Source organism: Myroides sp. C6-3 (assembly GCF_050522425.1).
Lineage (GTDB): Bacteria > Bacteroidota > Bacteroidia > Flavobacteriales > Flavobacteriaceae > Flavobacterium.
The window spans coordinates 1-14,125 of the sequence record NZ_JBMVQP010000051.1 but is presented as its reverse complement, the minus strand read 5'-3'; the positions used below and the strand labels follow the sequence as shown (position 1 = coordinate 14,125).

Genomic DNA, 14,125 nt, shown 5'->3' with positions numbered 1-14,125 from the left:
ACCAATATAAACTAGGTGAGATAGGTCGCATCCATCACTCACTCTCGTCATGTCACCTCGACGCAGGAGAAATCGGAACGAAGCGAAAATCGGAGCGTAGCGTAGATTCATCGAACACTAAAACCAATACAAAATAAGTGAGATATATTCATCGAACACAAAAACCAATATAAACTAGGTGAGATAGGTCGCATCCATCACTCACTCTCGTCATGTCACCTCGACGCAGGAGAGGCCGCATCCGTCATTCACTCCCGTCAATCAACACCCAACAACCCTTGTTCATCTTTTAAGGACTCGTAGGATGCGACCCTTCGTTTCCTCAGGGTGATTACTGTGTGTGGGTACTGTGAACAGTGAACAATGAACAATGAACAGTGAACGGTAGATTTTGCTAAAATAGAAGGTGCTTTCTTTCAACGACGCTTAACGAACAACAAAAGACAAACGATAATTATGCACGCGGTTTGTAGGTCATAAAAGTTCCGTCTTTATAAAAAACAACAATTTGTTCTATGTCAGAAGAGGTGAAAAAATCGGGAATATTTTTAGGTGTAGGGATGTCCTTTTTTACTTCTTCTTGGGGAGAAGGAGCGGGGGTAATTTGAACTTTTTCTGTTGGTTCTTCTGAAAATAAATCAACAGATTTTGATGTGTTTTTTTCTTGATTTTGAGTTGCGGAATAGGAGCCAATCCCCTTGATTAACCACTCGATATTTAGCTCAGGAAAAGTGTCGTTTATTTTTAAGATAAAGTCTAGACTGGCTTTATTTCTCCCCGATAAAATATGCGATAAACTCGATCGTTGTACGCCAATTTTATCTGCAAAAGCAGAGGCAGATAGTTCAAAATGTCCAAGTAAAAACTCCAATCGGTTTACAAAATCTTCCATGACTACAAATGTATATTTTTAATCCTATTAATTTACAAATGTAACAAAAATATTGAATTAACAAATGTATACAAGGGTAGAGAAGATAAAATAGTATCAAGCTTAAGTTTAAGTAAGATACTATAAGTAATTGAATTTAAGCGAAAAAAATAAGTGTAAATTTATTTGTTAAATAATAAAGCATTCGTTTGATCGAAGGGCAAGTCATTTGTTGACAAATGTAAAATTAAAAAAAGATTTCCATGTTTACATTTGTAAAAAACTAAATGTTTACATTTGTAATATTGTAAACAGGCTAAGGAAATGAAAGAAAAACAAAGCGCAGAAGTCTACCAAGTAGGAGCTATAAAGGGAAGATATATTACCAACGAAAAAATAGCGAATTTTATCAAAGACTTAAAGTATTACTTTAAGGTTAAAGAGATAGGAAAGTCTGTTGAAAATCGATCTATTTACGCCGTAGAATATGGACGTGGAAAGACGAAAATTTTGATGTGGTCTCAGATGCATGGAAATGAATCGACGACGACAAAAGCAGTGTTAGATTTACTTCGTTATTTGAATGAGGCAACTGATGAAAATAGCAAAAAATGGCAGGAGCAATTTACCCTTACTATTGTTCCAATTTTAAATCCTGATGGTGCTTTTTACTATACAAGGGCGAACGCTAATCAGGTCGATTTAAATCGGGATTCAATCAATTTGACTCAACCGGAAAGTAAAATCTTGCGCCAACTTTTAGAAGATATTCAACCCGATTTTGCTTTTAATTTACACGATCAACGAAGTATTTTTGGAGTGGGGGAAACTGGGAAGTCTGCTGCTATTTCATTTTTAGCTCCCGCTTATAACGAAGAACGCAGCATCAATGAAAATCGAAAAAGGGCAATTCAGGTCATCGAGGCGATGAACGCAGTGGTGCAAAAAGTCGTCCCAGGTCATGTAGGTCGATTTGACGATTCCTTTAATGTAAATTGCATTGGCGATTACGCACAGTCAAAAGGCATTGCTACTATATTAATAGAGGCGGGACATTTAGAACAGGATTATCAACGAGAAAATACGCGAATATTGGTTTGTATGAGTCTGCTTCGCGCATTAGAAGCGATAGCAACGGATAGCTATACGGCTTATGATATGCAATCTTATTTCTCACTTCCTGAGAATACTAAATGCTTTAATGATGTCGAATTGAGAAGTGTCAAACTAGCGGGTAAGGCGGAAAAATTTATAGTGAAAATTCAATATAAAGAGGTTTTAGTAGAGGGAAGTGTTAAATTTTGTCCCATTATTGTGGATATTGATGGAAAAGAGAGTAAATTTGTACATACTTTAATAGAAAAGGAGTGTGAATTAAGATCTTTTATTGAGAAACCAAGCGATATTTTGGAACAAAATTTTGAGGATGTTGTATCGTTATCAGTTCAAGAGGTTAATTATTTATTAAAAAAATAGGTAAAATTGCTATTTTTTGAATAAATAAGATTTTTTTTTATTATTATTGTACTGAAATATAGATTTAGAATTAACATAAATAATTGATTTATGAGTAAGTTTCGTTTAGATGAAATCGACCACCAGATCTTAGATATGCTGATCGATAATACGAGAGTGCCTTTTACAGATATCGCTAAGAAATTATTAATTTCAGCAGGTACGGTTCACGTACGTGTGAAAAAAATGGAAGACGCAGGAATTATCCAAGGTTCTTCATTAACGCTAGATTATGAAAAATTAGGATATGCATTTATTGCATATATCGGGATATTTTTACATAATACTTCACAAACTAAGTTTGTTTTAGAGAGAATTAATGAAATTCCATATGTGACAGTTGCTCACGTAACTACTGGTAAATTTAACGTGTTCTGCAAGATTAGAGCTAAAAACACACGTCACGCCAAAGAAGTTATCTATATGATTGATGATATCGATGGAGTGTACAGAACAGAATCGATGATCTCTTTAGAAGAAAGTATCAACGATAAAAAACGATTAATGCATACAATTTTCAAAGAATTGTAATCAATTTTTTTAAAAATGCAAATGAATAAAAAACTGCCTTTGTGCAGTTTTTTTTTATATTCGTTGCAGATATATTTTAAAAAAAATGGATTCGTTAACTCAAATTGTCTTAGGGGGTGCAATTGGGAACGCTCTATTAGGGCGCAAACTTAAGAACAAAGCGGTGTTGTATGGCGCTATAGCTGGTACTATTCCCGATCTAGATATCTTGGCGACATTCTTTACTGATCCAATTACCGCATTGGAATTTCATCGAGGGATCACACACTCTATTTTGTTTGCTATTTTTGGCGCTTTCTTTTTTGGTTACCTGTTGTATAAGGTAGAGAAGAATAAAGGAGTGACGTATGAGGAAGGTTGTTGGCTCTTTTTTTGGGGACTTTTCACTCATGCTTTGCTAGATGTGTTCACTACTTGGGGAACTCGTGTTTTATGGCCAATGGAGTATTCTTTCGCTTTTAAATCGATCTTTGTTATCGATCCTTTATATACCCTGCCGTTTTTGTTTTTCTTGATTCGCTCCATGAGGGAGAACGTGAATAGTGAAAGAAGACTCTTCTTGAATAAGATAGGGCTTTATGTTAGTACGGGGTATTTGGTGTTGACCTTATTACTTAAAGCGATGGCTTTCTATAGTTTTACGGCTGTGTTGGATCAAAAACACCTAGCGTATAAATCTATGTCTGTAAAACCCACCGCTATGAATACAATTTTGTGGACCGCTATTGTCGAAACACAGGAGGATTTTCTTATTGGGGAATATTCATTCTTTAGTGATGAACCCGTCGTTTTTCAATCGTATCCTAAAAATCATCAACTGATCGGTGGATTGGAAAATCACCAACTTATTACTCGCCTTATTCAGCTTTCTGAAGGTTGTTATACGTTTACAGAAAAAAACAATGAAATCTATTTTAATGATCTGCGCTTTGGCGTATTGCGTCAGCAAGAAGGGGAAGTGCAATTTGCTTTTAGCTATAAATTTGAATTGGACAACAAAGGAGAATTGAAGGCTAAGGAAGTAAAAAAGGATCGAGGTGATGGGGTTGAATTGTTGAAATCTATTTGGCGAAAGATTTGGGGATTGAAAGAAGATTAAGCGAAGAATGGTTATATTTGAAAAAAAAAGAAGATGAAGATTGTGGTGTCTCCAGCCAAGAGCTTGGATTATAAAACTAAAGTGCCTTTTTTGGCTGTCTCAGAACCTTTGTTTGTAAAAGAAAGTAAGAAGATTAACGCGGTGTTAAAAGAGAAAACTCCTGTTGAGTTAATGGAACTGATGAAGATTTCCAATAATCTTGCAGATTTAAACTGGCAAAGAAATCAAGAGAGAAGTTATAAGAAGAATAAAAAAAACGAAGCTGATTTTAAACAAGCAGTGTTTGCTTTTAGTGGAGATGTTTATGTTGGCCTAGATGCTTATACCTTAGACGAAAGTAAAAAAGAACGCCTGCAAGATACTTTGCGTATTTTGTCGGGACTGTACGGGATCTTGAAACCTTTTGATGAGATTGAGCCTTATAGGCTTGAAATGGGAACAAAAATGAAGGTAGGTGATCATGCGAATTTATACGCTTTTTGGAAACCTATTCTTGTGGAATACTTAAATAAGGAAATGCATGAAGGTGAGTTGTTGGTTAATTTAGCTAGTAACGAATACTTTAGTGCTATTGATCACAAGAAGTTGAACGCTTCTTTAGTTGTTCCAGAGTTTAAAGAATTGAGAGATGGAAAGCTTAAAACAATTAGTTTTTTTGCTAAAAAAGCAAGGGGGATGATGGTGCGTTATATTATAGATAACGATATTAAGGATATAGAAGGTTTGAGAAAGTTTAATGCGGAAGGCTATGCCTGGAGTGAAACAGAATCAACAGCTACGAATTTGATATTTACCCGATAATAAATAAAAGTATATAGCCAATAAAATTATGGAAACAGTACATTATATAAGTTCAGATGTATTTACAATTGAGAAGTTAAACGAGATTATTACCCAAAATCAGAAGTTAGATATCTCTGAAGAAGCGCGTGCAAATATTGTAAACTGCCGTGCTTATCTGGACAATAAAATGGAAACACATAAGGATCCGATTTACGGAATTAATACAGGATTTGGATCTTTGTGTAATGTAAAAATTAACGACAGTGATTTAACGAAGTTACAAGAAAATCTAATGAAGTCTCATGCTTGTGGAACAGGAGAAATTGTTCCGAATGAGATTGTTAAGATCATGTTGTTGTTGAAAGTGAAATCGCTGAGTTATGGGAATTCAGGTGTTCAATTGGAAACAGTCGAGCGTTTGGTTGATTTCTTTAATCACGATATTTTACCTGTAGTATACACACAAGGGTCGCTTGGTGCTTCTGGGGATTTAGCGCCTTTAGCGCATTTAACGTTGCCGTTGATTGGCGAAGGGGAAGTTGTGTATGAGGGATATAGACAACCTGCAAGTAAGGTGCTTGAAAAAATGGGGTGGCAGCCGATTCAACTAAAATCGAAAGAAGGATTAGCTTTGTTGAATGGTACACAGTTTATGAGTGCTTACGGATGTTATGTTTTGATCAAATCAAAGAAGATGTCGTATTTGGCAGATTTGATCGGAGCAGTTTCTCTGGAAGGGTTTGATGGTAGAATTGAACCGTTTAACGAGTTGATTCACCACGTAAGACCGCACCGTGGGCAAATTGAAACAGCCTCTTTCTTTACTGAAGTTTTAGAAGGGTCTGAATTGATTAGTCGTTCTAAAGAACACGTGCAAGATCCCTATTCTTTTAGATGTATTCCACAGGTTCACGGAGCGTCAAAAGATACCATTGAGTATGTGAGTAAAGTGTTTAAAACAGAAATTAACTCGGTAACAGATAATCCAAACGTATTTTATAAAGACGATTTAGTCGTGTCTGGAGGGAATTTTCATGGACAACCTTTGGCATTGGCGTTTGACTTTTTAGGAATAGCGTTGGCTGAATTGGGGAATATATCGGAAAGACGTACGTATCAATTGATCTCAGGATTAAGAGGTTTACCTGCGTTTTTAGTTTCAAATCCGGGGTTGAACTCTGGCTTTATGATTCCACAATATACAGCAGCGAGTATTGTAAGTCAAAATAAACATTTAGCAAACCCGACAAGTACAGATAGTATTGTGTCTAGTAATGGTCAAGAAGATCACGTGAGTATGGGGGCGAATGGAGCGACAAAAACACTGCGTATTATCGATAATTTAGAGCGTATTTTAGCGATTGAATTATTGAATGCTGCACAGGCGTTGGAGTTTAGACGTCCAGCAAAATCAAGTGATTTTATTGAGTCTTTTGTTAAGTCTTACCGCGAAGAAGTGTCTTTTGTTTCTGAAGATCGCATCTTGCATTACGATATTGAAAAAACAATTGCGTTTTTAGGAAGCTTTCAAATTGATTTAGAAGAATAATCTCGTTTTTTTAAAACCGTTGATATAAAAGCTACATCTTTTTGTAAAAAAGAGATGTAGCTTTTTATTATATTGCTATCTTTGTTTCACGTATTACAAAATAATTTATCATCGTTGATTACAAGCAATAAATTAAAAATACTGAATGATCCAATTTACGGATTTATATCTATTCCCAATTCATTCGTTTATGATTTGATTGAGCATCCTTATTTTCAAAGATTGAGAAGGATCTCTCAAATGGGAGTGTCTTATTTGGTCTATCCTGGGGCACATCATACCCGTTTTCATCATGCTTTGGGCTGTATGCACTTAATGCAGAAGGCAGTTCAAGTACTTCGATTTAAAAATATCGCTATTTCAGAGGAGGAAGAAACGGCACTATATGTAGCAATTTTATTGCACGATATAGGGCATGGACCTTTTTCTCATGCGATGGAAGAAAGTATTGTCGAAGGAGTGCATCACGAGGCTATATCTCTTTATTTTATGCATCAGCTCAATAAAGAATTTCAAGGCAAATTAGATTTGGCTATTCAAATCTTTAAAGGAAAGTACCATCGTCAATTTATGTTGCAATTGATTTCAAGTCAGTTGGATATGGATCGAATGGACTACTTGAAAAGAGATAGCTTTTACAGTGGTGTCGCAGAGGGCGATATTAATTCGGAGCGATTGATTCAGATGTTAAACGTTGTAGATGACAAATTAGTCGTTGAAGAAAAAGGCGTTTATTCTGTAGAAATGTTTTTGGTCGGTCGCCGCTTAATGTATTGGCAGGCGTACTTGCATAAAACAAGTGTTTGTGCGGAGTTGATCTTAGTGCGGATCTTAAAACGAGCAAAAGAATTAGTGCACAAGGGAGAAAAACTATGGGGAAGTAGTGCGCTTTTGTTTTTCTTAGAACATCAAGGTGTTTTTGAGAATTTTGAGCAAACTGCCCTAGAACAGTTTGCGCTGTTAGATGATTCGGATATAGTTAGCGCTTTAAAAGCGTGGCAATTTCACAGCGATTTTGTTTTGGCTCAGTTGAGCAAGATGATTGTCAATCGAAAATTGTTGCGCATAGAAATAATAGAAGACAAGAAATTAGTTAAAGAAGAACTGAAAAAACGATTAGAAGACGTACAGGTTAAGAATAAGCTTTCTGCGGAACTAGCAAGCTATTTTGTTTTTAAAGGAAAGGTTAAGAATCAGGCGTATAGCAAGGATAAAGAACCAATCATGATTGTGAGAAAAGGAGGTGAGGTTGCAGATGTTTTGTCTGTTTCGGATCAATTAAATCTTAAAGCATTAACCAAACCGGTAACAAAGCATTTCGTTTGTTACCCAAAAAGCGTTTTTGAAAGTTAATTTTCAATTATATTTTATATTTTTGCGGTGATGAAAATAACAGCAGAACAAATAGCGTCGGTATTAGAAGGGGAAGTAGTAGGGAATCCTCAAGAAGAGGTATCCACGTTAGCCAAAATTGAAGAAGGAGCTAAAGGCTCAATCTCTTTTTTAGCTAACCCAAAGTACGTTCACCATATCTATACTACTAAGGCATCGGTTGTCATTGTGAATAAAACATTTGAACCCGAGTATGAAGTAGAAGCAACATTGATTAAAGTTGATGATGCCTATAAAGCGTTTTCCAAACTTTTGGAATACTACAATCAAGTGAAATTAATGAAGTCTGGGATCGAACAGCCAAGTGTGATCTCAGTAGGAGCTACTTATGGTACAGATTTGTATTTAGGTAGTTTTTGCTATGTAGGAAAAAATACCAAGATCGGAAATAACGTGAAAATATATCCTAATACCTTCGTTGGAGACAATGTTGTTATTGGAGATAATACAGTGCTATTTGCAGGTGTACGTGTATATTCAGAATCTGTTATTGGTTCGGGGTGTACCTTGCATGCTGGAACAATTATCGGTTCTGATGGATTTGGGTTTGCTCCTAATGGAGATGGAACCTATAGTAAAGTACCACAAATTGGAAATGTAATTATTGAAGATAACGTCGAGATTGGTGCAGCAACGACTATTGATCGCGCTACATTAGGATCGACTGTGATTAGAAAAGGAGTTAAATTAGATAACCAAATTCAAATCGCACACAATGTGGAAATTGGTGAAAATACAGTAATTGCTTCTCAAACAGGCGTGGCGGGGTCGACAAAAATCGGAAAAAACTGTATGATCGGTGGACAAGTGGGAATTGTCGGACATTTGACAATCGGTGATAATGTGAAGATTCAAGCGCAATCAGGTGTAACCAAGAACTTGGAATCGAATATCGCAGTTCAAGGATCGCCTGCTATCGGACATACGGATTTCTTAAAATCATATAGCCATTTTAGAAATCTACCGAAAATTGTAGATGACTTAGAAGAACTAAAGAACGGAAAATAATAACCTTATCGAAATACAAAAAGATTTTATTATGGTTAAGCAAAAAACCATCCAAAGTGAAGTTACCCTTGAAGGAGTAGGTTTGCATACAGGACAGCATGTTGTAATGACGTTGAAACCTGCGCCAATCAACAATGGGTTTACTTTTGTTAGAGTGGATTTAGAAGGGCATCCTGTGATCGAAGCAGATGCGAATTATGTTGTTAATACACAACGCGGTACAAACTTAGAGAAAAAAGGGGTTCGTGTTCAAACTACGGAACATGTCCTTGCAGCTTTTGTAGGGTGCGATCTTGATAACGTGATTGTTGAGTTAAATGCATCTGAACCACCGATTATGGATGGGTCATCCAAGTATTTTGTTGAAGCTGTGGAAAAAGCAGGTATCGTAGAACAAGATGCAGAAAGAGAGGAGTATATCGTAAAAGAAGTAATCTCTTATGTGGATGAGGCAACAGGAAGTGAAATCATTGTTATGCCAGCAGATAGCTATCAAGTAACTACAATGGTGGATTTCGGTACGAAAGTTTTGGGAACACAAAATGCTACATTAAAGGATATGAACGACTTTAAAGTAGAAATTTCTGAAGCACGTACGTTTAGTTTCTTACACGAATTAGAGGCTTTGTTAGCGAACGGATTAATCAAAGGAGGTGATTTAAATAATGCTATTGTTTATGTGGATAAAGAAATATCACCAGAAACAATGGGGCATTTGAAAAAAGCATTCGGTAAAGAAGAAATTAGCGTAAAACCCAATGGTGTTTTAGATAATCTAACTTTACATTATCCCAACGAAGCAGCAAGACATAAATTGTTAGATGTTATTGGAGATTTAGCGTTAATTGGAACTCGTATCCGAGGAAAAGTAATCGCAAATAAACCAGGACATGCAATTAATACAGGTTTCGCAAAAAAAATGTCGAAGATTATTCGCAACGAAAAGCGCAACCAAGTACCTACGTATGATTTACATCAAGAGCCTTTGATGGATATCGTTAAAATCATGGAGTTTTTACCACACAGACCTCCGTTTTTGTTGGTTGATAAGATTTTAGAGATGTCAGATAATCACGTAGTAGGATTAAAAAATGTGACCATGAACGAATCGTTCTTCGTTGGACACTTTCCTGGGGCACCAGTTATGCCAGGCGTTTTGATTTGTGAAGCAATGGCGCAGTCAGGAGGGATTTTAATTCTGAGTACGGTTCCTGATCCAGAAAATTATTTAACGTATTTCATGAAAATGGACAATGTGAAATTTAAAAATAAGGTAACCCCTGGGGATACTTTAATCTTTAAATTAGAACTAATTACGCCTATTCGTCGTGGAATATGTCATATGCAAGGTTATGCTTACGCAAATGGAAAACTAGTAGCGGAAGCTGAGCTAATGGCTCAAATATCAAAAGTTAAAAATTAAATATAAATAGTATGAATCAGCCTTTAGCATATGTTCATCCAGGAGCGAAAATAGCTAGAAATGTCGTAATAGAACCATTTACTACGATTCATAATAATGTGGAAATTGGCGAAGGAACTTGGATTGGTTCTAACGTAACGATCATGGAAGGGGCGCGTATTGGAAAAAATTGTAAAATTTTTCCTGGTGCTGTAATCTCTGCCGAACCACAAGATTTAAAATTTGAAGGAGAGGTAACTACTGTTGAAATAGGTGATAACACTACTATTAGGGAGTGTGTAACAATCAATAGAGGTACTAAAGATAGATATAAAACAGTAATTGGAAAAAACTGCTTAATTCAAGCGTATAGCCATATTGCACATGATTGTATTATTGGAGATAACTGTATCTTCTCTAACTCAAGTACGTTGGCTGGACATGTTACCGTAGGTGACTTCGTTGTCCTAGCAGGATTAGTAGCTGTTCATCAATTCTGTACAATCGGATCTCACTCTTTTGTAACGGGAGGTACTTTAGTGCGTAAAGATGTACCACCGTACATCAAGGCAGCAAGAGAACCTATCTCTTATGCAGGAATCAACTCCGTTGGTTTGCGTAGAAGAGGGTATGAACCTGATAAAATCAGAGAAATACAAGAGATCTACAGAATCTTATTTCAAAAGAACTATAATACGAGTCAAGCACTTGAAATTATAGAAACTGAAATGGAAGCAACTCCAGAACGAGATGAAATTTTAATGTTTGTTCGCAATAGTTCAAGAGGAATTATGCGTGGATATTCAGGAATGTATTAATAAATATAATAAAGATTTAGAAAAAATGGCAACAACTTCAGATATCAGAAATGGTTTGTGTATTCGTCATAATAACGATATTTACAAAATCACAGAATTTTTACACGTTAAACCAGGAAAAGGACCTGCATTTGTTAGAACTAAAATGAAGAGTTTGACAAATGGAAAAGTATTGGAAAATACATTTTCTGCTGGACATAAAATTGACACAGTACGCGTGGAAACACATAAATTTCAATATTTATACCCAGAAGGTGATCAGTTTCATTTCATGAATATTGAATCGTATGAACAAATTACTTTACTAAAAGATATTTTAGATGCTCCAGATTTATTGAAAGAAGGAGAAATGGTAATGGTTCAAATTAATACAGATACAGATTTACCATTGGCTGTTGATATGCCAGCTTCTGTAATTTTAGAAGTGACATACACAGAACCAGGAGTAAAAGGAAATACGGCAACGAATGCTACTAAACCGGCAACAGTTGAAACAGGAGCTTCAGTTAACGTGCCTTTGTTTATCAACGAAGGGGATAAAATCAAAATTGATACGGCTACAGGTTCTTACATCGAGCGTATCAAAGAATAGTCTAAATAGAGAAGATGCGTTTTTCAAAAGTTCAAGATTTACAAACAATTGCTGAAATTATTGGTTGTAAATTCGTGGGATCGGCTGATTTTCCAGTGTACGGGATGAATGAAATTCACGTGGTACAAGAAGGAGAAATTGTATTTGTGGATCACCCTAAATACTATGACAAAGCTTTGCAGTCCAATGCTACCATCGTTCTAATTAACAAGGATGTGGAATGCCCAGAAGGAAAAGCTTTGTTGATTTCAGAAGATCCATTTAGAGATTTTAATAAGTTGTCAACTTATTTCAATCCATTTAAACCTGCTGCTCAATTACAAGCAAAAGATGCTGTGATTGGAGAGGGAACAATTATACAGCCGGGAACTTTTATTGGAAACAATGTAGTAATTGGTAAAAATTGTCTGATCCATCCCAATGTAGTGATCTATGATGGAACTGTAATTGGAGACAATGTTGTCATCCATGCAGGTACAATTTTGGGTGCAGATGCTTTCTATTACAAAAAGAGACCTGAAGGGTTTGACCCTTTAATATCATGTGGTAGAGTAGTGATCGAAGACAATGTCGGCATTGGAGCAGCTTGTACGATTGACCGTGGGGTTACAGGAGATACGACCATCAAAGAAGGGGCTAAGATTGACAATCAAGTGCATATTGGACACGATACCGTAATTGGTGTGCGCTGTTTGATTGCTGCACAAGTCGGCATTGCAGGCTGTGTTGTGATTGAAGACGAAGTTACGCTTTGGGGACAAGTCGGTACAACAAGTGGAATTACCATCGGAACAAAAGCGGTTGTATTGGCGCAGTCTGGAGTTTCTAAGAGCTTAGAAGGAGGAAAAGTATACTTCGGTTATCCTGCAGAAGAGTCGAGAGAAAAACTCAAGCAAATGGCGAATACAAAACGAATACCTGCTATTCTAGAAGATCTTAAGAAATTACAGAACAACTAGGCTTAAACCAGGTAAAGGAATAGATAATTAATCGTTAATTGTTAAGCTTATTTAACTAAGATTGCAACTAAAAAGTTTTAAAGCTAATTAGAATTGTTTATTTTTGTGTAAGTAAGTTTTAAAAATAAATAAAAACAAGATCATGAGTGTTTTAGTAAATAAAGATTCAAAAATAATCGTTCAAGGATTTACTGGAAGCGAAGGTACTTTTCATGCTTCTCAGATGATTGAATATGGTACAAACGTTGTAGGTGGAGTAACGCCAGGAAAAGGAGGGACTAGCCATTTAGATCGTCCAGTATTCAATACTGTTTCAGAAGCAGTTGAAAAAGCTGGTGCAGATACGTCAATCATTTTTGTACCGCCTGCATTTGCTGCAGACGCTATTATGGAAGCTGCAGATGCTGGAATCAAAGTAATTATTTGTATTACTGAAGGTATTCCAGTTGCTGATATGATTAAAGCTTATGACTACATTAACACAAGAGATTGTAGATTAGTAGGACCAAACTGCCCAGGAGTAATTACTCCAGGTGAAGCTAAAGTTGGTATTATGCCAGGATTCGTATTTAAAAAAGGTACTGTAGGAATTGTTTCTAAATCAGGTACGTTAACTTACGAAGCAGCAGACCAAGTTGTAAAACAAGGTTTAGGAATCACAACAGCAATCGGTATTGGTGGAGATCCAATCATTGGAACAACAACAAAAGAGGCTGTACAATTGTTAATGGCTGACCCTGAAACAGAAGCAATCATCATGATTGGCGAAATTGGTGGACAGTTAGAAGCAGATGCTGCTAGATGGATCAAAGAAAATGGAAACAAAAAACCAGTTATCGGATTCATCGCTGGAGAAACTGCACCAGTAGGAAGAACAATGGGGCATGCAGGTGCTATTGTTGGTGGTACAGATGATACAGCTGCTGCTAAGAAGAGAATTATGAGAGAATGTGGTATCCACGTTGTTGATTCTCCTGCAGAAATCGGTAAAAAAGTAAAAGAAGTTTTAGGATAATCCTAGATTCAAAATAAAAATAGGGCTGCCTCTTTGTATTTAGAGACAGCCCTATTTTTTTTGCTTTATTAAAAGTTGTATTTTTTATTTTAACATTCTACAAGAGAATCTTATCGGATCAGGTGCAAAAGTTGGGGAGAGTAACAATATTATCTTCCAGTCAAGTCTTCGGTTCGTATGTCATCTCGACATAGGAGAAATCGGAGCGTAGCGAAAATCGAAACGTAGTAAAGATTCATCGAACTCCAAAATAAAATATAAACCTAATGAGATAGATCGCACCCGATCGCGTGGATTTGTAATCCGTGCGCTAAATTATTCAAAATCAAAGTTTTAGTTAAATAGAAAGAAGTTAGACCTAATCGTGTGGACTTGTAGCTCGTGTGTTTAAATAAAGTCACGAATTGCACTCGAGGCTTTAACCGAATTGAACGAAGTTAAACCCGCGACATCGCGTTCGATTTGTTTGTTCTATATCGCTATAAAAAAGCGCAAAGGAAATATCCTTTGCGCTTTTTTTATAGCGTTCAATGTTCTCTAAAGGTATACCGAGCCTGTGGAGACAAGATGGATTTAAGATTTTTTTTTTAT

13 protein-coding genes are annotated in these 14,125 nt (G+C 36.2%); 12 read left to right on the top strand and 1 reads right to left on the bottom strand.

Features of this window, described 5'->3' with window-relative positions; all coding sequences use genetic code 11:
• Positions 1 to 454: 454 nt before the first annotated feature.
• Positions 455 to 892: a helix-turn-helix domain-containing protein gene (locus ACPDG9_RS15195; RefSeq protein ID WP_430528566.1), complete on the bottom strand. Its 438-nt coding sequence runs from the start codon at positions 890 to 892 to the stop codon at positions 455 to 457.
• Between the two features lie 303 nt (positions 893 to 1,195).
• On the opposite strand from ACPDG9_RS15195, the gene ACPDG9_RS15190 reads away from it, so the two are divergent.
• The 12 genes from ACPDG9_RS15190 (at position 1,196) to sucD (ending at position 13,534) form a co-directional block, all read left to right on the top strand.
• A complete protein-coding gene (locus tag ACPDG9_RS15190; RefSeq protein ID WP_430528565.1) occupies positions 1,196 to 2,347 on the top strand; it encodes a M14 family metallopeptidase in 1,152 nt (383 codons plus the stop codon).
• A gap of 90 nt (positions 2,348 to 2,437) precedes the next feature.
• Positions 2,438 to 2,917: an Lrp/AsnC family transcriptional regulator gene (locus ACPDG9_RS15185; protein WP_002985664.1), complete on the top strand. Its 480-nt coding sequence runs from the start codon at positions 2,438 to 2,440 to the stop codon at positions 2,915 to 2,917.
• An 85-nt stretch (positions 2,918 to 3,002) separates the two neighbouring features.
• Complete coding sequence (locus ACPDG9_RS15180) at positions 3,003 to 4,016, top strand: metal-dependent hydrolase (protein WP_430528564.1); 1,014 nt, start codon at positions 3,003 to 3,005, stop codon at positions 4,014 to 4,016.
• A gap of 33 nt (positions 4,017 to 4,049) precedes the next feature.
• Complete coding sequence (gene yaaA / locus ACPDG9_RS15175; RefSeq protein ID WP_430528563.1) at positions 4,050 to 4,817, top strand: peroxide stress protein YaaA; 768 nt, start codon at positions 4,050 to 4,052, stop codon at positions 4,815 to 4,817.
• 28 nt (positions 4,818 to 4,845) lie between these two features.
• Entirely contained in the window at positions 4,846 to 6,348 is a 1,503-nt protein-coding gene (hutH, locus tag ACPDG9_RS15170) for a histidine ammonia-lyase (protein WP_430528562.1), read from the top strand.
• Positions 6,349 to 6,462: 114 nt separating this feature from the next.
• A complete protein-coding gene (locus tag ACPDG9_RS15165; protein WP_430528567.1) occupies positions 6,463 to 7,701 on the top strand; it encodes an HD domain-containing protein in 1,239 nt (412 codons plus the stop codon).
• Positions 7,702 to 7,731: 30 nt separating this feature from the next.
• A complete protein-coding gene (gene lpxD / locus ACPDG9_RS15160) occupies positions 7,732 to 8,748 on the top strand; it encodes a UDP-3-O-(3-hydroxymyristoyl)glucosamine N-acyltransferase (protein ID WP_430528561.1) in 1,017 nt (338 codons plus the stop codon).
• Positions 8,749 to 8,779: 31 nt separating this feature from the next.
• Positions 8,780 to 10,171 carry a bifunctional UDP-3-O-[3-hydroxymyristoyl] N-acetylglucosamine deacetylase/3-hydroxyacyl-ACP dehydratase gene (locus tag ACPDG9_RS15155; protein WP_430528560.1) on the top strand — a complete coding sequence of 464 codons (1,392 nt, stop codon included), beginning with the start codon at positions 8,780 to 8,782 and terminating at the stop codon, positions 10,169 to 10,171.
• Between the two features lie 11 nt (positions 10,172 to 10,182).
• Positions 10,183 to 10,968 (top strand): acyl-ACP--UDP-N-acetylglucosamine O-acyltransferase, encoded by a 786-nt coding sequence (gene lpxA, locus ACPDG9_RS15150; RefSeq protein ID WP_430528559.1) that lies wholly within the window; start codon positions 10,183 to 10,185, stop codon positions 10,966 to 10,968.
• 25 nt (positions 10,969 to 10,993) lie between these two features.
• Positions 10,994 to 11,560, top strand: coding sequence for an elongation factor P (efp, locus tag ACPDG9_RS15145; protein ID WP_430528558.1), 567 nt, complete (start codon positions 10,994 to 10,996; stop codon positions 11,558 to 11,560).
• Between the two features lie 14 nt (positions 11,561 to 11,574).
• The gene (locus tag ACPDG9_RS15140; protein ID WP_430528557.1) at positions 11,575 to 12,519 is read left to right on the top strand and encodes a UDP-3-O-(3-hydroxymyristoyl)glucosamine N-acyltransferase; all 945 of its coding nucleotides are present in this window, start codon (positions 11,575 to 11,577) and stop codon (positions 12,517 to 12,519) included.
• 142 nt (positions 12,520 to 12,661) lie between these two features.
• The gene (gene sucD, locus ACPDG9_RS15135; protein WP_430528556.1) at positions 12,662 to 13,534 is read left to right on the top strand and encodes a succinate--CoA ligase subunit alpha; all 873 of its coding nucleotides are present in this window, start codon (positions 12,662 to 12,664) and stop codon (positions 13,532 to 13,534) included.
• The last annotated feature ends 591 nt before the right edge of the window (positions 13,535 to 14,125 follow it).